The sequence below is a fragment of the Pseudomonas viridiflava genome (assembly GCF_003702045.1).
GTDB classification, from domain to species: Bacteria; Pseudomonadota; Gammaproteobacteria; order Pseudomonadales; family Pseudomonadaceae; genus Aquipseudomonas; species Aquipseudomonas viridiflava_C.
On record NZ_RBTP01000012.1, the window covers coordinates 28,368 to 47,494 of the forward strand.

At 57.5% G+C, this 19,127-nt stretch carries 14 protein-coding genes, 3 tRNA genes and 1 pseudogene; 15 read left to right on the forward strand and 3 right to left on the reverse strand.

The annotated features are described in order from the left end of the window. Nucleotides 1-77: 77 nt before the first annotated feature. From ALP40_RS02320 to ALP40_RS02345, 6 genes are all read left to right on the forward strand, one after another. Nucleotides 78-1,172: an ABC transporter ATP-binding protein gene (locus tag ALP40_RS02320; protein WP_122207413.1), complete on the forward strand. Its 1,095-nt coding sequence runs from the start codon at nucleotides 78-80 to the stop codon at nucleotides 1,170-1,172. Beyond that, the gene (locus ALP40_RS02325) at nucleotides 1,172-2,281 is read left to right on the forward strand and encodes an ABC transporter ATP-binding protein (protein WP_122206685.1); all 1,110 of its coding nucleotides are present in this window, start codon (nucleotides 1,172-1,174) and stop codon (nucleotides 2,279-2,281) included. The genes ALP40_RS02320 and ALP40_RS02325 overlap by 1 nt, the downstream gene beginning before the upstream one ends. After that, nucleotides 2,278-3,147, forward strand: coding sequence for a carbohydrate ABC transporter permease (locus ALP40_RS02330; protein WP_025996880.1), 870 nt, complete (start codon nucleotides 2,278-2,280; stop codon nucleotides 3,145-3,147). The genes ALP40_RS02325 and ALP40_RS02330 overlap by 4 nt, the downstream gene beginning before the upstream one ends. A gap of 10 nt (nucleotides 3,148-3,157) precedes the next feature. Continuing rightward, nucleotides 3,158-3,958, forward strand: coding sequence for a carbohydrate ABC transporter permease (locus tag ALP40_RS02335; protein WP_083185984.1), 801 nt, complete (start codon nucleotides 3,158-3,160; stop codon nucleotides 3,956-3,958). 11 nt (nucleotides 3,959-3,969) lie between these two features. Then, complete coding sequence (locus ALP40_RS02340) at nucleotides 3,970-4,242, forward strand: DUF2160 domain-containing protein (RefSeq protein WP_004883898.1); 273 nt, start codon at nucleotides 3,970-3,972, stop codon at nucleotides 4,240-4,242. A gap of 84 nt (nucleotides 4,243-4,326) precedes the next feature. Continuing rightward, nucleotides 4,327-6,099 carry an ABC transporter substrate-binding protein gene (locus tag ALP40_RS02345; RefSeq protein WP_004883899.1) on the forward strand — a complete coding sequence of 591 codons (1,773 nt, stop codon included), beginning with the start codon at nucleotides 4,327-4,329 and terminating at the stop codon, nucleotides 6,097-6,099. 77 nt (nucleotides 6,100-6,176) lie between these two features. Here ALP40_RS02345 and folD read toward each other — a convergent pair whose 3' ends face one another. Beyond that, entirely contained in the window at nucleotides 6,177-7,031 is an 855-nt protein-coding gene (gene folD / locus ALP40_RS02350; protein ID WP_122206686.1) for a bifunctional methylenetetrahydrofolate dehydrogenase/methenyltetrahydrofolate cyclohydrolase FolD, read from the reverse strand. A 295-nt stretch (nucleotides 7,032-7,326) separates the two neighbouring features. Here folD and ALP40_RS02355 point away from each other — a divergent pair. From ALP40_RS02355 to ALP40_RS02395, 9 genes and pseudogenes are all read left to right on the forward strand, one after another. After that, nucleotides 7,327-7,403 (forward strand) — tRNA-Arg (locus ALP40_RS02355). Between the two features lie 53 nt (nucleotides 7,404-7,456). Further along, nucleotides 7,457-7,532 (forward strand) — tRNA-His (locus tag ALP40_RS02360). 55 nt (nucleotides 7,533-7,587) lie between these two features. Next, a tRNA-Leu gene (locus ALP40_RS02365) sits at nucleotides 7,588-7,672 on the forward strand. Nucleotides 7,673-8,046: 374 nt separating this feature from the next. Next, on the forward strand, nucleotides 8,047-9,357 hold the full coding sequence (gene tig, locus ALP40_RS02370; RefSeq protein ID WP_122206687.1) for a trigger factor: 1,311 nt from the start codon (nucleotides 8,047-8,049) through the stop codon (nucleotides 9,355-9,357). Between the two features lie 91 nt (nucleotides 9,358-9,448). Next, entirely contained in the window at nucleotides 9,449-10,090 is a 642-nt protein-coding gene (clpP, locus tag ALP40_RS02375; protein ID WP_002552734.1) for an ATP-dependent Clp endopeptidase proteolytic subunit ClpP, read from the forward strand. A gap of 106 nt (nucleotides 10,091-10,196) precedes the next feature. Continuing rightward, a complete protein-coding gene (clpX, locus tag ALP40_RS02380; protein ID WP_122206688.1) occupies nucleotides 10,197-11,480 on the forward strand; it encodes an ATP-dependent Clp protease ATP-binding subunit ClpX in 1,284 nt (427 codons plus the stop codon). A gap of 206 nt (nucleotides 11,481-11,686) precedes the next feature. Further along, nucleotides 11,687-14,067, forward strand: a pseudogene (gene lon / locus ALP40_RS02385) (endopeptidase La). Between the two features lie 144 nt (nucleotides 14,068-14,211). Continuing rightward, nucleotides 14,212-14,484 carry an HU family DNA-binding protein gene (locus ALP40_RS02390; protein WP_004883906.1) on the forward strand — a complete coding sequence of 91 codons (273 nt, stop codon included), beginning with the start codon at nucleotides 14,212-14,214 and terminating at the stop codon, nucleotides 14,482-14,484. Nucleotides 14,485-14,688: 204 nt separating this feature from the next. After that, a complete protein-coding gene (locus ALP40_RS02395; RefSeq protein ID WP_122206689.1) occupies nucleotides 14,689-16,572 on the forward strand; it encodes a SurA N-terminal domain-containing protein in 1,884 nt (627 codons plus the stop codon). A 130-nt stretch (nucleotides 16,573-16,702) separates the two neighbouring features. Here the strand turns inward: ALP40_RS02395 and fabI are convergent, their stop codons facing one another. Together fabI and ALP40_RS02405 are read right to left on the reverse strand one after the other, a co-directional pair. After that, nucleotides 16,703-17,497: an enoyl-ACP reductase FabI gene (fabI, locus tag ALP40_RS02400; protein ID WP_122206690.1), complete on the reverse strand. Its 795-nt coding sequence runs from the start codon at nucleotides 17,495-17,497 to the stop codon at nucleotides 16,703-16,705. An 18-nt stretch (nucleotides 17,498-17,515) separates the two neighbouring features. Continuing rightward, a complete protein-coding gene (locus ALP40_RS02405; protein ID WP_122206691.1) occupies nucleotides 17,516-19,126 on the reverse strand; it encodes an ABC transporter ATP-binding protein in 1,611 nt (536 codons plus the stop codon). Nucleotide 19,127: the final 1 nt, after the last annotated feature.

Below are 19,127 nucleotides of genomic sequence, written 5' to 3' on the forward strand. Positions count from 1 at the left end.
TCGGCAGAACTGGCACGAATGTCGCTATGTGCACATCAGTCACGCATTACCCTAAAAAAAACAACAAAGGGCACGCCATGTCTCTCACGCTGGAGCACGTCAGTCGCGCAGTCGATGGCCAAACATGGATCGACGACGCATCCCTGAGCTTTGAGCCAGGGTCCTTCAACGTTCTGCTGGGGCGAACCCTGTCAGGCAAAACCAGCCTGATGCGCCTGATGGCAGGGCTGGACAAACCCGACAGCGGGCGAGTGCTGATGAACGGAGTCGATGTTACGAATCGGCCGGTTCGCTTGCGCAACGTCTCGATGGTTTATCAGCAGTTCATCAATTACCCGAGCATGACGGTATTCGAAAATATCGCTTCGCCGTTGCGCCAGGCGGGCATGTCGAAAGACTTGATCCATAGCCGCGTCAACGAAACAGCGAGGATGCTGCGCATCGAGAAATTCCTGCAGCGTCACCCCCTTGAGCTGTCCGGCGGCCAGCAGCAACGCACCGCGATGGCACGGGCGCTGGTCAAGGATGCTGAGCTGATTCTGTTCGACGAGCCGCTGGTTAACCTCGACTACAAATTGCGCGAAGAGCTGCGTCAGGAAATGCGTGAGCTGTTTGCGGCGCGCCACACCATCGCCATCTATGCCACCACCGAGCCTAACGAAGCGTTGGCACTGGGCGGCACGACCACCATTTTGCATGAGGGTCGCGTAGTCCAGAGCGGCAAGACCCCTGAAGTCTACCACAAACCCGCTACCGTGCTGGCCGCCGAGCTGTTCTCGGAGCCGCCGATCAACCTGATGGAGGGGCGTATTGAAGGTAACGAAGTCAGCTTTGCCAACTTCGTGCATTTCCCGCTCAACGTCGACCTGCGTGCCATCGGTGATGGTGAGTATCGCTTCGGTGTACGCCCCAGCCATCTGAGTCTGGTCCCCTCCAACGATGACGACCTGGAGCTGGCCGTGACCGTAGAGCTTGCAGAGATCAGCGGCTCTGAAACGTTCCTGCATGTGCGCAACGAGCTGTTTTCGCTGGTGCTGCACCTGCCGGGCGTCCACGCCTACGACGTCGATGCGCCGATCCGGGTGTATATCCCGACCCACAAACTTTTCGTGTTCGATCAGCAGGGCGGCCTAATCCAGGCACCGGGCCTGCGCATGTCGAGGGTTGCCTGATGGCCGAGATCCGATTGCAGAACCTGGCTCACAGTTACAGCGCCAACCCCGGCCCGGACGATTACGCGATTCGCGAGATGAGCCACATCTGGGAGCAGGGCGGCGCGTATGCGCTGCTTGGGCCTTCCGGGTGCGGCAAGTCGACCTTGCTGAACATCATTTCCGGCCTGTTGAGCCCGTCACAGGGGCAGGTGCTGTTCGATTCCAAAGTCGTCAACGAGCTGCCGCCCGAGCACCGTAACATCGCTCAGGTTTTCCAGTTTCCAGTGATCTACGACACCATGACCGTGTTCGATAACCTGGCCTTTCCGTTGCGCAATCAGGGCATGGACAAAGCGAAAATTCTTGCCAAGGTCAATGAAATTGCGGACGTGCTGGATTTGCAGCCCTTGCTGAAAAAGAAGGCCCGTAATCTGACGGCGGATGAAAAGCAAAAGGTTTCAATGGGTCGCGGTCTGGTGCGTGATGACGTTTCGGCCATCCTGTTCGATGAGCCGCTGACAGTCATCGACCCGCACCTGAAGTGGAAACTGCGTCGAAAGCTCAAGCAGATTCACGAGCAATTCAACATCACGATGGTGTACGTCACCCACGATCAGTTGGAGGCCTCCACCTTCGCCGACAAGATTGCAGTGATGTACGGCGGCCAGATCGTCCAGTTCGGCACACCGCGTGAGCTGTTCGAAAAGCCGAGGCACACGTTTGTCGGCTATTTCATTGGCAGCCCCGGCATGAACCTGATCGAGGTGCAGGCCCAGGGTGATGGCGTCGGTTTTGGCGATGTTCACGTGCCGCTGTCCAGCCTGTTGCAGCAGCTGATCGCACGTGCCTCGTTCACCAGCCTCAAGATCGGCATTCGTCCCGAGTTCGTGCACGTATGGGACGGCCCTTACGAAGAAGCGATGTGCGCCGACGTGGTCTATGTCGAAGACCTGGGCACCTACAAGATTCTGACCCTGTCGCTGGCCGGGCAGAAGATCAAGGTGCGCATGCCGGAAGACAAGCCTGTGCCGCAAGGGCAGGCGTGGATCAGCTTTCCGGCGCAGTGGCTGATGGTGTACGCCGACGACTTCCTGCTTGAGTCCACTCCAGAGCGAGACCTGCCATGAATAACAAGGTCCAGAACAACAAGGCCTGGTGGCTGGTGCTGCCGGTGTTCCTGCTGGTGGCGTTCAGCGCCATCATTCCGATGATGACCGTGGTCAACTACTCGGTGCAGGACATCTTCGACCAGTCCAGCCGCTACTTTGTCGGCACCGACTGGTTCAGGCAGGTCCTGCAGGATCCGCGTCTGCACGACTCGCTTCTGCGCCAGTTCATCTATTCGGGCAGTGTGCTGCTGATCGAGATCCCGCTGGGTATCGCGGTTGCGCTGTGCATGCCGACCAAGGGTCGCTGGTCCACGGTTTGCCTGATCCTGATGACCATTCCGCTGCTGATCCCCTGGAACGTGGTCGGCACCATCTGGCAGATTTTCGGCCGCGGTGACATTGGTCTGCTGGGCTACACGTTGAACAACATTTTGCACATCAACTACAACTACGCGGCGAATGCGTCGGATGCCTGGGTCACGGTGCTGATCATCGACGTCTGGCATTGGACATCACTGGTTGCGTTGCTGAGCTACTCAGGCTTGCGGGCTATTCCGGACGTCTATTATCAGGCGGCGCGGATCGATCGGGCTTCCAGTTGGGCCATCTTCCGACACATTCAGTTGCCGAAGATGAAAAGCGTGCTGTTGATCGCCGTGATGCTGCGCTTCATGGACAGCTTCATGATCTATACAGAGCCTTTCGTGCTCACGGGCGGCGGCCCGGGTAACTCCACCACGTTCCTCAGCCAGACCCTGACGACGATGGCGCTCGGGCAGTTCGACCTGGGGCCGGCGGCGGCGTTCTCGCTGGTGTATTTCCTGATCATTCTGCTGGTGTCGTGGGTGTTCTACACCGCCATGACCCACAGCGAAAAGAATTGAGGGCCGCGTCATGAGTCTGCGCAAAGCCATACCGATGTTGATTTACCTGCTCTTTCTGCTGGTGCCGATCTACTGGCTGGTCAATATGTCGTTCAAGACCAACACCGAAATCCTTGGTGGCCTGACCCTCTGGCCGCAAGATTTCACCTTGGCCAACTACAAGGTGATCTTCACCGACGAAAGCTGGTACAGCGGCTACCTTAATTCGTTGTACTACGTGTGCCTGAATACCGTCATATCGCTGAGTGTCGCATTGCCAGCAGCCTATGCGTTTTCACGCTATCGTTTCCTCGGCGACAAGCACCTGTTCTTCTGGCTGCTGACCAACCGCATGGCGCCACCGGCGGTGTTCCTGCTGCCGTTTTTCCAGTTGTATTCGTCGATCGGTCTGTTTGATACGCACATCGCCGTGGCGCTGGCGCATTGCCTGTTCAACGTGCCGCTGGCGGTGTGGATTCTGGAAGGCTTCATGTCAGGTGTTCCGAAAGAGATCGATGAAACCGCCTACATCGACGGTTACAGTTTTCCCAAGTTCTTCGGCAAGATTTTCATCCCGCTGATTGGTTCGGGGATCGGTGTCACGGCGTTCTTCTGCTTCATGTTTTCGTGGGTCGAGCTGCTGCTGGCGCGGACCCTGACTTCGGTCAACGCCAAGCCGATTGCTGCGGTCATGACACGTACGGTTTCGGCGTCCGGTATTGACTGGGGGGTACTGGCTGCGGCCGGTGTGCTGACCATTCTGCCGGGCATGCTGGTGATCTGGTTTGTTCGCAACCACGTGGTCAAGGGCTTCGCCCTTGGCCGTGTCTGAGGAGACGAAAAATGGAGTGGATGTCCTGGACTCTGCCCACCGCAGCCTTCTTCGGCAGTATCGCCTTGTTGCTGGTGGGAATGACGGTATGGGAACTGCGCTCGGCCAGTATCGAGCGTCGCGGATTTCTGCCGATTGCCACGACCCGTGGCGACCGGCTGTTCATTGGGCTGTTGGGGAGCGCTTATCTGCATCTGATGGTCATCGGTGCGACTGACTGGAGTATATGGGTCGCGTCGGGGGCTTCTCTGGTGTGGCTGTTGGTGGTGATGCGTTGGGGTTAGCAGGCGGACGGGCATCATTGCCCGGACAACGGCTGGCGGTGTTCGTAAAGCGGGACTACATAAGAAACAACTCTTGAGGTGTCTATGTTCAATAAGAAAAACAAGCTGCAACATAGCGTGACGTTGGCGACCATGATCATGCTCAGCGGGCTGAGCGTTTCAGCCTGGGCGGATCAGTATGAGGATGCGGCAAAGAAGTGGGCGGCCAGCGAATTCAAGCCGACCACGCTTTCCGATGCCGAACAGTTGAAAGAGCTTGAGTGGTTCATCAAAGCGGCCGAGCCGTTCCGTGGCATGGACATCAAGGTGGTGTCGGAAACCCTGACCACCCACGAATACGAATCCAAGACCCTGGCGAAAGCGTTCACTGAAATCACCGGCATCAAAGTCACTCATGACCTGCTTCAGGAAGGGGACGTCATCGAGAAACTGCAGACCGCCATGCAGTCTGACAAAAGCATCTATGACGGCTGGGTGAATGACTCTGACCTGATCGGTACTCACTTCCGTTATGGCAAGGCGCTGTCGCTGACCGACCTGATGGCCAGTGCCGAAGGTGCGAAAGTCACTTCTCCTACGCTGGATCTGAAAGATTTCATCGGCACTTCCTTCACCACCGCGCCAGACGGCAAGCTCTATCAGCTGCCTGACCAGCAGTTCGCCAACCTGTACTGGTTCCGTGCCGACTGGTTTGATCGTGCCGATCTGAAAAAGCAATTCAAAGACAAATACGGTTACGAGCTGGGCGTGCCGGTGAACTGGTCGGCTTATGAAGACATCGCCAAGTTCTTCAGCGAAGACGTGAAAACCATCGACGGCAAGCGAGTCTATGGCCACATGGATTACGGCAAGAAAGACCCGTCGCTGGGCTGGCGCTTCACGGATGCCTGGTTCTCGATGGCTGGCAGCGGCGACAAAGGTCTGCCCAACGGTTTGCCCGTGGATGAGTGGGGCATTCGTGTCGAGGCCTGCCATCCGGTTGGCTCCAGCATCACTCGCGGTGGCGACACCAACGGTCCTGCGGCTGTCTTCGCCACCCAGAAATACATCGACTGGCTGAAAGCCTACGCACCGCCGCAAGCTGCGGGCATGACCTTCTCCGAATCGGGGCCGGTCCCGTCGCAGGGCGAAGTTGCGCAGCAGATCTTCTGGTACACCGCCTTTACTGCCGACATGACCAAGCCTGGCTTGCCGGTGATGAATGCGGACGGCACGCCGAAGTGGCGCATGGCGCCGTCGCCTAAGGGCCCGTACTGGAAAGAAGGCATGAAGCTGGGCTACCAGGACGTGGGCTCGTGGACGTTCCTCAAGTCAACGGAAGAGAAAAAGCGTAACGCAGCCTGGCTCTACGCGCAGTTCGTGACGTCCAAGTCGGTGTCGCTTAAGAAAACCATCGTTGGCCTGACACCGATTCGCGAATCGGACATCAACTCCAAGGAAATGACCGCGCTTGCACCGAAGCTGGGTGGTCTGGTCGAGTTCTATCGCAGCCCGGCCCGCGTACAGTGGTCGCCAACCGGCACCAACGTACCGGATTATCCGAAGCTTGCGCAGCTGTGGTGGAGCCACGTAGCCGAAGCGGTAACGGGTGAGAAGACCGCGCAGGCTGCGCTGGACGGGCTGGCCAAGGATCAGGATGCGATCATGACCCGCATCGAGCGCTCCAAGGTTCAGGACGCCAGCGGTTGCGCGCCGAAAATGAACCCGGAAACCACGGCTGAAGAGTGGTACAGCAAGGCCGAGAACAGCGGCGGCAAGTTCCTCGCACCCCAGCGCAAGCTGGCTAACGAGAAACCGAAAGGCGAGACCATTGCTTACTCCGACCTGTTGAAGAGCTGGGAAGCAGGGAAGAAATAAGCGTCTGTGACATGCAAAAACGGCACCCTCGGGTGCCGTTTTCGTTGCTGCTGCGAAGTTACTGCTGCAAAGCTGTATCAGCTATGCAGCGTCTCGGCAGCATACAGGGTGTTTTCCAGCAGGCAGGCGCGCGTCATGGGGCCTACGCCGCCTGGGACGGGGGTGATCCAGCCTGCGCGGGGCAGGGCAGTGTCGTACACCACGTCGCCCACCAGCTTGCCGTCTTCCTGCCGGTTGATCCCGACATCAATGACAATCGCGCCAGGCTTGATCCACTCGCCTTTGACCAGGCCTGGCTTGCCAGCGGCAACCACCACCAGATCGGCGCGGCCTACGTGGCCTGCCAGGTCCTTGGTGAAGCGGTGGGTGACGGTCACGGTGCAACCGGCCAGCAGCAATTCCATCGCCATCGGGCGACCGACGATGTTGGATGCACCTACCACCACGGCGTCCATTCCATACAGGTCCACGCCTGTGCTTTCCAGCAGGGTCATGATCCCTTTCGGCGTACAGGGGCGCAGCAGTGGAATGCGCTGGGCAAGACGGCCGACGTTATAAGGATGAAAACCGTCCACATCCTTGTCCGGGCGAATGCGCTCCAGCAACAACGAAGCGTCCAGGTGCTCGGGCAACGGCAATTGAAGCAGGATACCGTCTACTGCTGCGTCTTCATTGAGGCGATCGATCAGTTCGGTCAGCGCAACCTGTGTGGTGTCGGTGGGCAAGTCGTAGGCTTGGGAGATAAAGCCGACTTCCTCGCAATCCTTGCGCTTGTGAGAGACATACACCTGGGAGGCGGGGTCGCTGCCCACCAGAATCACCGCGAGGCCCGGCGTGCGCAGGCCTTGCTGGCTACGTTCGGCGACACGTTTGGCGATCTGCTGGCGCAGGCTGGCTGCGATCGCTTTGCCGTCGATTAGTTTTGCAGTCATGACGCGTGATTAACCATCGAGAGGAAATAAAATGAGCGCGCATTCTCGCATGACATGGCGCGAGGGCAAAGGCGCTTGGTCAGCATATTCCGCTAACTCCTTTATCTAACTGAATTTTTTTCAAAAAAGAGTTGACGACCTTTGGGGGCGTCTATAAGATTCGTCGCACTTGCCGGGCAGAGCCCAGCACTGGTTAAGCTAGCACTGGTTGATTAGGTCAGGCAGAGTTGCAAATCAGCTCGGTGTGATTGAAAGCCTTTTAATTTGTGATCGTAAAAGAATACAGATTATATAAGTGCCCGTAGCTCAGCTGGATAGAGCATCCGCCTTCTAAGCGGATGGTCGCAGGTTCGAGTCCTGCCGGGTGCGCCATTCAAGGCAGCTTTGGCACAGCAAGTAATGTTTTACTGGTCACATGCAATATGGTGGGCGTAGCTCAGTTGGTAGAGCACAGGATTGTGACTCCTGTTGTCGAGGGTTCGATCCCCTTCGTCCACCCCATATTAAGAAAGGCGCCAGATTCATAGTCTGGCGCCTTTGCTTTAAAGCTTGTAGCGCGGATGTGGTGGAATTGGTAGACACACTGGATTTAGGTTCCAGCGCCGAAAGGTGTGAGAGTTCGAGTCTCTCCGTCCGCACCAAGATACAAATAACTCGGGTGGAAGCACCTCAGTTATAAGAAAAAAGCCGCCTAGTGCGGCTTTTTTTGTTTCAGCGCATTGGTTTTACCGTTTCGCTGGTCCGAAGGTCTACCGCCGTCGGTCGAGTGGGGCGCGCTACGTGGAGGGAATCGGTAGTGGTCCGGCACGCAGGCTTTCTTATAAAGAAGACCGTGCCAGACGCATCGCCTGCGGCGTGAGGTCTTTATGGCCAGTGCGCGTCGACGGTCCGATTCTCCCCTCTTAAACTGCCCTTTTTCAGTAGGGTGACTTCTTGAGTTTGACCCACTAGAATGCATGCCCTTGATTCTGGGGTCGGAAACGGCCGGCTAACGTCTGTGCAACGAGGAATATCCATGCAAGTTTCTGTTGAAAATACTTCCGCTCTTGAGCGCCGCATGACCATTGGCGTGCCTGCCGAACGCATCGAGACTGAAGTCAACAAGCGTCTGCAGCAGACCGCACGTAAAGCCAAGATCCCGGGCTTCCGCCCTGGCAAAGTGCCTATGAGTGTCATCCGTCAGCGTTACGAAGACGGCGCGCGTCAGGAAGCACTGGGCGATCTGATTCAGGCTACTTTCTACGAAGCGGTCGTTGAGCAGAAGCTCAATCCGGCTGGCGCACCCGCTGTAGAGCCGAAATCCTTCGAAAAAGGCAAGGACCTGGAATACGTGGCGACTTTCGAAGTCTTCCCGGAATTCACCGTTGCCGGTTTCGACACCATCGCTGTAGAGCGTCTGTCTGCCGATGTGGCTGACAGCGATCTGGACAACATGCTGGAAGTGCTGCGCAAGCAGAACGTTCGTTTTGAAGAAACCGACCGTGCCGCCCAGACTGAAGACCAATTGAATATCGATTTCGTGGGCAAGGTTGACGGCGAAGCATTCGCTGGCGGTTCTGCCACTGGCACCCAGCTGGTTCTGGGTTCCGGCCGCATGATCCCGGGCTTTGAAGACGGTTTGGTGGGCGCCAAGGCAGGCGAAGAGCGCGTTCTGAACGTGACCTTCCCTGAGGACTACCAGAACCTGGAGCTGGCCGGCAAGGCTGCCGAGTTCACCGTTACCGTGAACACCGTTTCCGAGCCAAAACTGCCTGAGCTGAACGAAGAGTTCTTCAAGCAGTTCGGCATCAAGGAAACCGGCATCGACGGTTTCCGCGCCGAAGTTCGCAAGAACATGGAGCGCGAGCTGCGTCAGGCCATCAAGTCCAAGGTCAAGAATCAGGTTATGGACGGTCTGCTGGCCGCCAACCCGATCGACGTTCCAAAAGCTCTGCTGGAAAACGAAGTCAACCGTCTGCGCGTTCAAGCGGTTCAGCAGTTCGGTGGCAACATCAAGCCTGATCAACTGCCGGCCGAGCTGTTCGAAGAGCAGGCCAAGCGCCGCGTCGAGCTGGGCCTGATCGTTGCTGAAGTGGTCAAGCAGTTCGACCTCAAGCCTGACGACGCTCGCGTTCGTGATCTGATCCAGGAAATGGCCTCGGCCTACCAGGAGCCAGAGCAGGTCGTGGCCTGGTACTACAAGAACGAGCAGCAAATGAACGAAGTACGTTCTGTTGTGCTTGAAGAGCAAGTTGTAGATACTGTTTTGCAGAAAGCTAGCGTGACCGACAAATCGGTCTCCTACGAAGAAGCGGTCAAGCCGGTGGAAGCTCCAAAAGCCGACTGATTTCTCTTTTCGTTCGAAAACACCCACAAGCCAGCCTTCGCGCTGGCTTGTGCGTATTCAAGACTCGACTATTTGGGAGTGAATGCAGGACATGTCCCGCAATTCTTATATTCAGCAGAACTCTGACATCCAGGCCGCTGGCGGCCTGGTCCCGATGGTTATCGAGCAGTCCGCCCGTGGCGAACGCGCCTATGACATCTATTCGCGCCTTCTCAAGGAGCGGGTGATCTTTATGGTTGGTCCGGTAGAGGACTACATGGCCAACCTTATCGCGGCGCAACTGCTCTTCCTTGAAGCGGAAAACCCGGACAAGGATATCCATCTGTACATCAACTCACCGGGCGGTTCGGTGACTGCAGGCATGTCGATCTACGACACCATGCAGTTCATCAAGCCTGACGTGTCGACCATCTGTATCGGTCAGGCATGCAGCATGGGTGCGTTCCTGCTGGCCGGTGGTGCCGAGGGCAAGCGTCACTGCCTGCCGAACTCGCGCATGATGATTCACCAGCCATTGGGCGGTTTCCAGGGGCAGGCGTCGGACATCGACATCCATGCCAAGGAAATCCTGCACATCCGTCACCGCCTGAACTCGTTGCTGGCGCACCACACCGGCCAGAGCCTCGAAACCATCGAGCGTGATACCGAGCGTGACAACTTCATGAGCGCTGAGCGTGCGGCTGAATATGGCCTGATCGACTCGGTGATCAACAAGCGTCAAATGCCTGCCTAAGCAGCTCAAAATGTAGGGGGGCGGCACAACCGACCGCCTGCGGACTTGAAAAAGCCCGCAATAGCCTTCATCTTGTGTTGCAAGCCTACCGGATTGGATCGATCGAATGACTGACACCCGCAACGGCGAGGACAACGGCAAGCTGCTCTATTGCTCCTTCTGTGGCAAAAGCCAGCATGAAGTGCGCAAATTGATTGCCGGCCCCTCGGTCTTTATCTGCGACGAGTGCGTCGACCTGTGCAATGACATCATCCGCGAGGAGGTGCAGGAAGCACAGGCCGAAAGCAGCGCGCATAAATTGCCTTCGCCTAAAGAAATCAGCGGCATCCTTGATCAGTATGTAATTGGTCAGGAGCGTGCCAAAAAGGTTCTCGCAGTAGCGGTGTACAACCACTACAAACGCCTGAATCAGCGCGACAAGAAAAACGACGATGTGGAACTGGGCAAGAGCAACATTTTGCTGATCGGCCCGACAGGTTCCGGCAAGACGCTGCTGGCTGAAACACTGGCCCGCCTGCTCAATGTGCCGTTCACCATCGCGGATGCCACGACCCTGACCGAAGCCGGTTATGTTGGTGAGGACGTGGAAAACATTATCCAGAAGCTGTTGCAGAAATGTGATTACGATGTCGAGAAGGCCCAGATGGGTATTGTCTACATCGATGAAATCGACAAGATTTCGCGCAAGTCCGACAACCCTTCGATCACGCGTGACGTGTCTGGCGAAGGCGTGCAACAAGCCTTGCTGAAACTGATCGAGGGTACTGTCGCTTCCGTTCCGCCTCAGGGTGGCCGCAAGCATCCACAGCAGGAGTTCCTGCAGGTGGATACGCGCAATATCCTGTTCATCTGCGGTGGTGCGTTCTCGGGTCTGGAAAAGGTTATTCAGAATCGCTCTACGCGTGGCGGCATCGGTTTCAACGCCGAAGTTCGTAGCAAGGAAGAGGGCAAGAAGGTTGGCGAGTCTCTGCGTGAAGTCGAGCCTGACGATCTGGTCAAGTTCGGTCTGATCCCGGAATTCGTAGGCCGTCTGCCGGTTCTGGCGACGCTGGACGAGCTGGATGAGGCTGCGTTGATGCAGATCCTCACCGAGCCGAAGAACGCGCTGACCAAGCAGTACGCCAAGCTGTTCGAGATGGAAGGTGTGGACCTGGAGTTCCGTACCGATGCGTTGAAGTCGGTTGCCCGTCGTGCGCTGGAGCGCAAGACAGGTGCCCGTGGCCTGCGCTCGATCCTCGAAGGCGTTTTGCTCGACACCATGTACGAAATCCCGTCGCAAAGCGACGTGAGCAAAGTGGTGATCGACGAAAGCGTTATCGAAGGCACGTCCAAGCCGCTGTTGATCTACGAAAACAGCGAGCCGCCTGCCAAGGTTGCTCCTGACGCGTAACGGCATTGTCTTGACGCGTAAAGAGACACGAAAGGGGGCCTTAAGGTCCCCTTTTGCATTTCCGGCGTGCTCGTTCGTCTTGTAGAAGAAGGCGAACCTGAGCGGGCCGCAGCCCTTGGGGCTTGTTTTTTTCGAACACTACCCCCATCTTGGCTTCAAGCTAATTCCATCTGTCCCGGCCGTTTGGCCGCTGTAGAGGCGAAATCATGAAGACCACCATCGAATTGCCTCTTTTGCCATTGCGTGATGTCGTGGTTTATCCGCACATGGTTATCCCGCTGTTCGTGGGGCGCGAGAAGTCTATCGAAGCCCTCGAGGCAGCGATGACGGGTGACAAGCAAATTCTGTTGCTCGCGCAAAGAAATCCCGCTGACGATGATCCTGACGAACAGGCTCTTTATAGCGTCGGCACCATTGCAACCGTATTGCAACTGCTGAAATTGCCTGACGGCACCGTCAAGGTGCTGGTAGAGGGCGAGCAGCGCGGTTCGGTAGAGCGTTTCATCGAGGTTGACGGTCATTACCGTGCCGAGGTGGCGCTGATTGACGAAGTGGACGCCCCGGACCGAGAGTCCGAGGTTTTCGTGCGCAGCCTGCTGGCTCAGTTCGAGCAGTACGTGCAGTTGGGCAAGAAAGTCCCTGCAGAGGTCCTGTCGTCCCTTAACAGCATCGATGAGCCTGGCCGTCTGGTTGATACGATGGCGGCCCACATGGCGCTCAAGATCGAGCAGAAGCAGGACATCCTCGAGATCATCGACCTGTCCGCCCGTGTCGAGCACGTGCTGGCTCTGCTGGATGCCGAAATCGACCTGCTGCAGGTCGAGAAGCGCATCCGCGGTCGCGTCAAAAAACAGATGGAGCGCAGCCAGCGCGAGTACTACCTGAATGAGCAGATGAAGGCCATTCAGAAAGAACTGGGCGATGGTGATGAAGGCCATAACGAAATCGAAGAGCTGAAAAAGCGCATCGATGCCGCCGGTCTGCCGAAAGATGCCCTGGCCAAGGCGACTGCGGAGCTGAACAAGCTCAAGCAAATGTCGCCAATGTCCGCTGAAGCCACCGTGGTGCGCTCCTACATCGATTGGCTGGTGCAGGTGCCGTGGAAGGCTCAGAGCAAGGTGCGCCTGGATCTGGCGCGTGCAGAGGCCATTCTGGACGCGGACCATTACGGTCTGGACGAGGTCAAGGAGCGCATCCTTGAATACCTCGCCGTGCAGAAGCGTGTGCGGTGTTGTGCCTGGTCGGTCCGCCTGGCGTGGGTAAAACCTCACTGGCCGAGTCGATTGCCAACGCGACCAACCGCAAATTCGTGCGCATGGCCCTCGGTGGTGTGCGTGATGAAGCGGAAATCCGTGGCCATCGCCGGACTTATATCGGTTCGATGCCAGGAAGATTGATACAAAAAATGACGAAGGTGGGTGTGCGCAACCCGCTGTTCCTGCTCGATGAAATCGACAAGATGGGCAGCGACATGCGCGGCGACCCGGCGTCGGCATTGCTGGAGGTCCTGGACCCCGAGCAGAACCACAATTTCAACGATCACTATTTGGAGGTCGATTACGACCTGTCGGATGTGATGTTCCTGTGCACCTCGAACTCGATGAACATTCCGCCAGCGCTGCTGGACCGGATGGAAGTCATTCGCCTGCCGGGCTACACCGAAGACGAAAAGATCAACATCGCCGTCAAATACCTTTCGCCCAAGCAGATTCAGGCTAACGGCTTGAAGAAGGGCGAGATCGAATTCGACCAGGAAGCGATCCGCGACATCATCCGTTATTACACCCGTGAAGCAGGCGTACGCGGGCTGGAGCGCCAGATTGCCAAGGTCTGCCGCAAGGCGGTCAAAGAGCATGCGCTGGAGAAACGCTTCGCCGTTCAGGTCACGGCCGATATGCTCGAGCACTTCCTGGGCGTGCGTAAATTCCGTTACGGCCTGGCTGAGCAGCAGGACCAGATCGGTCAGGTGACGGGGCTTGCGTGGACTCAGGTGGGTGGTGAGTTGCTGACCATCGAAGCTGCTGTCGTGCCAGGTAAGGGCCAGTTGATCAAGACCGGTTCGCTGGGCGATGTGATGGTCGAATCCATCACCGCAGCTCAAACCGTGGTGCGCAGCCGCGCCCGCAGCCTGGGGATTTCAGCGGACTTCCACGAGAAGCACGACACCCATATCCATATGCCTGAAGGCGCTACGCCCAAGGATGGCCCAAGCGCTGGCGTTGGTATGTGTACGGCGCTGGTGTCGGCGCTGACTCAGATCCCGGTGCGTGCCGATGTGGCAATGACCGGTGAAATTACCCTGCGTGGTCAGGTGTTGGCCATCGGTGGCTTGAAGGAAAAACTTCTGGCTGCACACCGGGGCGGAATCAAGACGGTGATCATTCCGGAAGAAAATGTACGCGATTTGAAGGAAATTCCTGACAATATCAAACAGGATCTTCAGATAAAGCCGGTTAAATGGATTGACGAAGTCCTGCAAATTGCGCTGCAATACGCCCCGGAGCCCTTGCCGGATGTGGCTCCTGATCTCGTTGCGAAGGATGAAAAACGCGAGTCTGACTCTAAGGAAAGAATTAGCACGCATTAAGTCTGGCAGGCTTCCTTGACAGCTTTTTAGAGCCCTTGTTATAAAGCGGCTCTTTAAAGCAAGTCCGGCCAGCCTCCCAGCGCTCGTTTTGCTTAACACCTAAAACTTAGAAACATACTCAATATAGAGATAAGGGGACTTAGAGTGAACAAGTCGGAACTGATTGATGCTATCGCTGCATCTGCTGATATCCCGAAAGCTGCTGCTGGCCGTGCGCTGGACGCAGTGATCGAATCCGTCACTGGCGCTCTGAAGGCTGGCGACTCGGTTGTTTTGGTTGGCTTTGGTACGTTCTCCGTCACAGATCGTCCTGCGCGTACCGGTCGCAATCCTCAGACTGGCAAGACGCTGGAAATCGCTGCTGCTAAAAAACCAGGTTTCAAAGCCGGTAAAGCCCTGAAAGAAGCTGTCAACTAAGCCTCTTCAAGCCTTGCCCGCTGGGTCGGCGTTTCTCCGATTCAGTAGCGGAGCGGTGGTGCAGTCGGTTGCAACGCCGAAGGGTTCGAGCCCTTCCGCTTCGTCAGTTACGAGAAGGCGCATCCTCGGATGCGCCTTTCTTCTATCCGCTTTCTACCCACGCTCCGCGGTTGGTTAGTCAGTTCAACCGTTTTGGGGGACGCAATGCTGCAGAACATCAGGGACAATTCACAGGGCTGGATTGCCAAGACAATCATCGGAATCATCATCGCATTGATGGCCTTCACGGGCATCGAGGCGTTGTTTACCGCGACCAGCAACAAGCAGAACGCTGCCGAGGTCAATGGCGAGGACATCACTCAAAATGAGCTGAGCCAAGCCGTCGACATGCAGCGCCGTCAGCTTTCCCAGCAACTGGCTCAGCAGTTGGGCAAGGACTTCGATCCTTCGCTGCTGGACGAAAAGTTGCTGCGCGAGTCCGCTCTCAAAGGGCTTATCGACCGCAAACTGCTGCTGCAGGGTGCCGCCGATTCCAAATTCTCCTTTTCCGATGCCGCGCTGGATCAGCAGCTTTTGCAGACGCCTGAGTTTCAGGTGGATGGCAAATTCAGCCCGGACCGTTTCGATCAGGTGATTCGCCAGTTGGGCTACAGCCGTCTGCAATTCCGTCAGATGCTGGGGCAGGAAATGCTCATCGGTCAGGTTCGTGCCGGTGTCGCAGGCAGTGCCTTTGTGACCGACGCCGAGGTTGAAGCCTTTGCACGCCTTGAAAAGCAGACCCGTGATTTCGCGTCGTTGACATTGCTGGCCGATCCGTCGGCGGTGAAAGTCACCGACGATGAAGTCAAGGCGCACTACGATGAGCATGCCAAGGAGTTCATGAGTCCTGAGCAGGTGGTGCTCGATTACATCGAATTGAAGAAGTCGGCCTTCTTCGACAAGGTGCAGGTCAAGGACGAGGACTTGCAGGCGGCGTATCAGAAAGAGATCGCCAACCTGTCCGAACAGCGCCGCGCTGCGCACATCCTGATCGAAGTGAACGACAAGCTCAGCGATGAGCAGGCCAAGGCGAAGATTGAAGAGATTCAGCAGCGTCTGGCCAAGGGTGAGGACTTCGCCGCATTGGCCAAGGAGTTCTCGCAGGACCCGGGTTCGTCGAGCAAGGGCGGGGATCTGGGCTACGCAGGCAAAGGCGTTTATGACCCTGCGTTCGAAGACGCGCTGTACGGTTTGAACAAGGACCAGGTTTCGCAACCTGTGCGCACTGACTTCGGCTGGCACCTGATCAAGCTGTTGGGCGTTGAAGCGCCGTCGGTTCCGACATTCGCCAGTCTGAAAGACAAGCTGACCAACGACCTCAAGTCGCAGCAGGTGGAGCAGAAGTTCGTCGAAGTGACCAAGCAGTTGGAAGATTCGGCGTTCGAATCGTCCGATCTTGCGCAGCCAGCTCAGGATCTGGGCCTCAAGGTTCAAACGACGGCACCGTTCGGTCGTGAAGGCGGCGAGGGTCTGACGGCCAACCGTGCGGTCATCCAGGCAGCATTCAGCCCTGAAGTGCTGGAAGAGGGTTCCAACAGCAACACGTTGGAGCTGGACCCGGAAACTGTGGTGGTCGTGCGTGCCAAAGAGCACCTGCAACCCAAGCAGTTGCCGCTTGAGAACGTCGCCAGCGCCATTCGTGCTCAGTTGGTGAAGGAAAAAGCCAGTGCCGAAGCCAAGTCCAAAGGCGAAGCGCTGCTGGCCGGTCTGCGTGATGGCAAAATCCCGCTGGTGGCCAAGCAGGCCGGTCACGAGTGGAAAGTGATGGAAGCGGTCACTCGCAGTCAGGAGGGTGTAGACCCTGCCGTTCTGCAGGCGCTGTTCCGCATGCCTAAGCCAACAGGCAAGGACAAGCCGGAATACACCAGCCAGACGGCCGCAGATGGGAGTTTTGTGATCGTGCGCCTCAACGGTGTCAATCAGGCGGCTGCGCCGACTGACGCGGAAAAGACGCAGTACCGTCGTTACCTCGCATCGCGTGCCGGTCAACAAGACTTCGCAGCGTTCCGTGCCCAGCTGGAAAGCAAGGCGAAGATCGAGAAGTTCTAAGCCGGGTTAATGCGAAGGCCGGGTGGTCATCACCTGGTCTTTTGCAGAAGCCAAAAAAGAAGGCCGCTCAATGAGCGGCCTTCTTTTTGCCTGCCGGAAAGTGCCGCTCGTCTGAGCGGCACCCGCCGTATCACTCTTCGATGTTGCCCATCGCGGTGGTGTTGAAGCCGCCGTCGACGTACATGATCTCACCGCTGATGCCCGAGGCCAGGTCGGAACACAGAAATGCGCCGGCGTTGCCGACTTCGTCGATGGTCACGTTGCGGCGCAGAGGGGTCTGCGCTTCGTTGGCGGCCAGCATCTTGCGGAAGTTCTTGATACCCGACGCTGCCAGGGTACGGATCGGGCCTGCTGAAACGGCGTTGACGCGAGTGCCTTCAGGGCCAAGGCTGCCTGCCAGGTAGCGAACGCCAGCTTCCAGGCTGGCCTTGGCCATGCCCATCACGTTGTAGTTCGGCATGGTGCGTTCTGCACCCAGGTACGACAGGGTGAGCAGGCTGCCATTGCGGCCTTTCATCATTTCGCGGCCCGCTTTGGCCAGTGCCACGAAGCTGTAGGCGCTGATGTCGTGGGCGATGCGGAAGCCTTCACGGGTGGTGGCTTCGGTGAAGTCGCCATCGAGCTGATCGCCCGGCGCGAAGCCGACCGAGTGGACGATCACGTCCAGGCCATCCCACTTCTTGCTCAGTTCTTCGAAGACCTTGTTGATCTCTTCGTCGCTGGCCACGTCGCAAGGGAAGCACAGCTCAGGGCTCGAGCCCCAGCCTGCGGCGAACTCTTCGACGCGACCTTTGAGTTTGTCGTTCTGGTAGGTGAAAGCAAGCTCTGCACCTTCACGATGCATGGCGGCAGCGATGCCGGATGCGATGGACAGTTTACTGGCGACACCGACGATCAGGACGCGCTTACCGGCGAGAAAACCCATGTGTTGTTCCTCTTCAGGTTAATCGACAGCGACTGGTGCCAAAAAGGCGGCTTCCAGAAGCTGCTGTGTATAAGGATGTTGCGGTGCGGCAAAAACAGCCTGCGCGGCACCCTGTTCGACCACTTGGCCTTGCTTGACCACCATCAACTGGTGGCTAAGCGCTTTGACGACAGCCAGGTCATGGCTGATGAACAAATACGTCAGGTTGTACTTGGTTTGCAGCGAGCGAAGCAGCTCCACCACTTGGCGCTGCACCGTCCGGTCGAGCGCCGATGTGGGCTCGTCCAGCAAAATCAGCGCCGGTTTGAGCACCAGTGCCCTTGCAATGGCAATTCTCTGGCGCTGACCACCGGAGAACTCGTGGGGGTAGCGGTGCCGGGTTTCCGGGTCCAGACCTACCTCTTTGAGTGCCTCGATGATCGCCGTCTCCTGCTCGGCAGCCGTGCCCATGTTATGAATGCGCAGGCCTTCGCCCACGATATCACTCACCGACATGCGGGGGCTCAGGCTACCAAACGGGTCCTGGAACACCACCTGCATCTGCCTGCGCAGCGGACGTATCTGCTGCTGCGACAGGGAGTCTAGCGGTTTGCCCCTGAATCGTATGGTGCCTTCACTGCCGATGAGCCGAAGAATCGCCAGGCCCAACGTCGATTTGCCCGATCCACTTTCACCCACGATGCCCAGTGTCTGGCCTTCCGGCAGGCTGAAGCGGATACCGTCGACGGCCTTCACGTGGTCGACGGTGCGCTTGAGCAGGCCCTTCTTGATCGGGAACCAGACTTTCAGGTCCTCGACTTCAAGCAGCGGAGCGCCAGCGGGATTGGTCGAAGGACCGCCGCTGGGCTCGGCGCTGAGCAAAACCTTGGTGTACGGGTGCTGCGGTGAACGGAACAGCTCTTCGCACGATGCCTGTTCGACGATGCAACCGCGCTGCATGACACATACTCGGTTGGCTATTTGCCTCACAACGTTCAAATCGTGGCTGATCAACAGCAGTGCCATGCCCAGCCGGGCCTGCAAATGCTTGAGCAATTCGAGAATTTTCAGCTGCACCGTCACGTCCAGCGCAGTGGTCGGTTCATCGGCGATCAACAGTTCCGGCTCGTTGGCCAGGGCCATTGCGATCATGACGCGCTGGCGCTGGCCGCCTGACAGCTCGTGTGGCAACGCTTTGAGTCGCTTGCGAGGCTCTGGGATGCCCACCAGATCCAGCAGCTCCAGCGTGCGCTCAGTGGCCGCCTTGCCGGTCAGGCCCTTGTGCAGGCCGAGGACTTCGTTGATTTGCTTTTCAACCGAATGCAGCGGGTTGAGCGAAGTCATCGGCTCCTGAAAAATCATGGCGATGCGATTGCCGCGGATCGAACGCAGTTTTTTCTCTTCGACCTTAAGCAAATCATCGCCCGCGTAACGAATGGTGCCGCTCGGATGGCTGGCGATGGGATAGGGCAGCAGGCGCAGGATCGAGTGCGCGGTGACGGATTTGCCCGAGCCGCTTTCGCCGACCAGCGCCAGGGTTTCGCCACGGCGTATATCGAAGCTGATGTGCTCGACTACCCGTTGCCGCGAGTCGCCCGTCACGAACTCGACCGCCAGATCGCGGATTTCGATCAGATTGTCAGTGTTCATC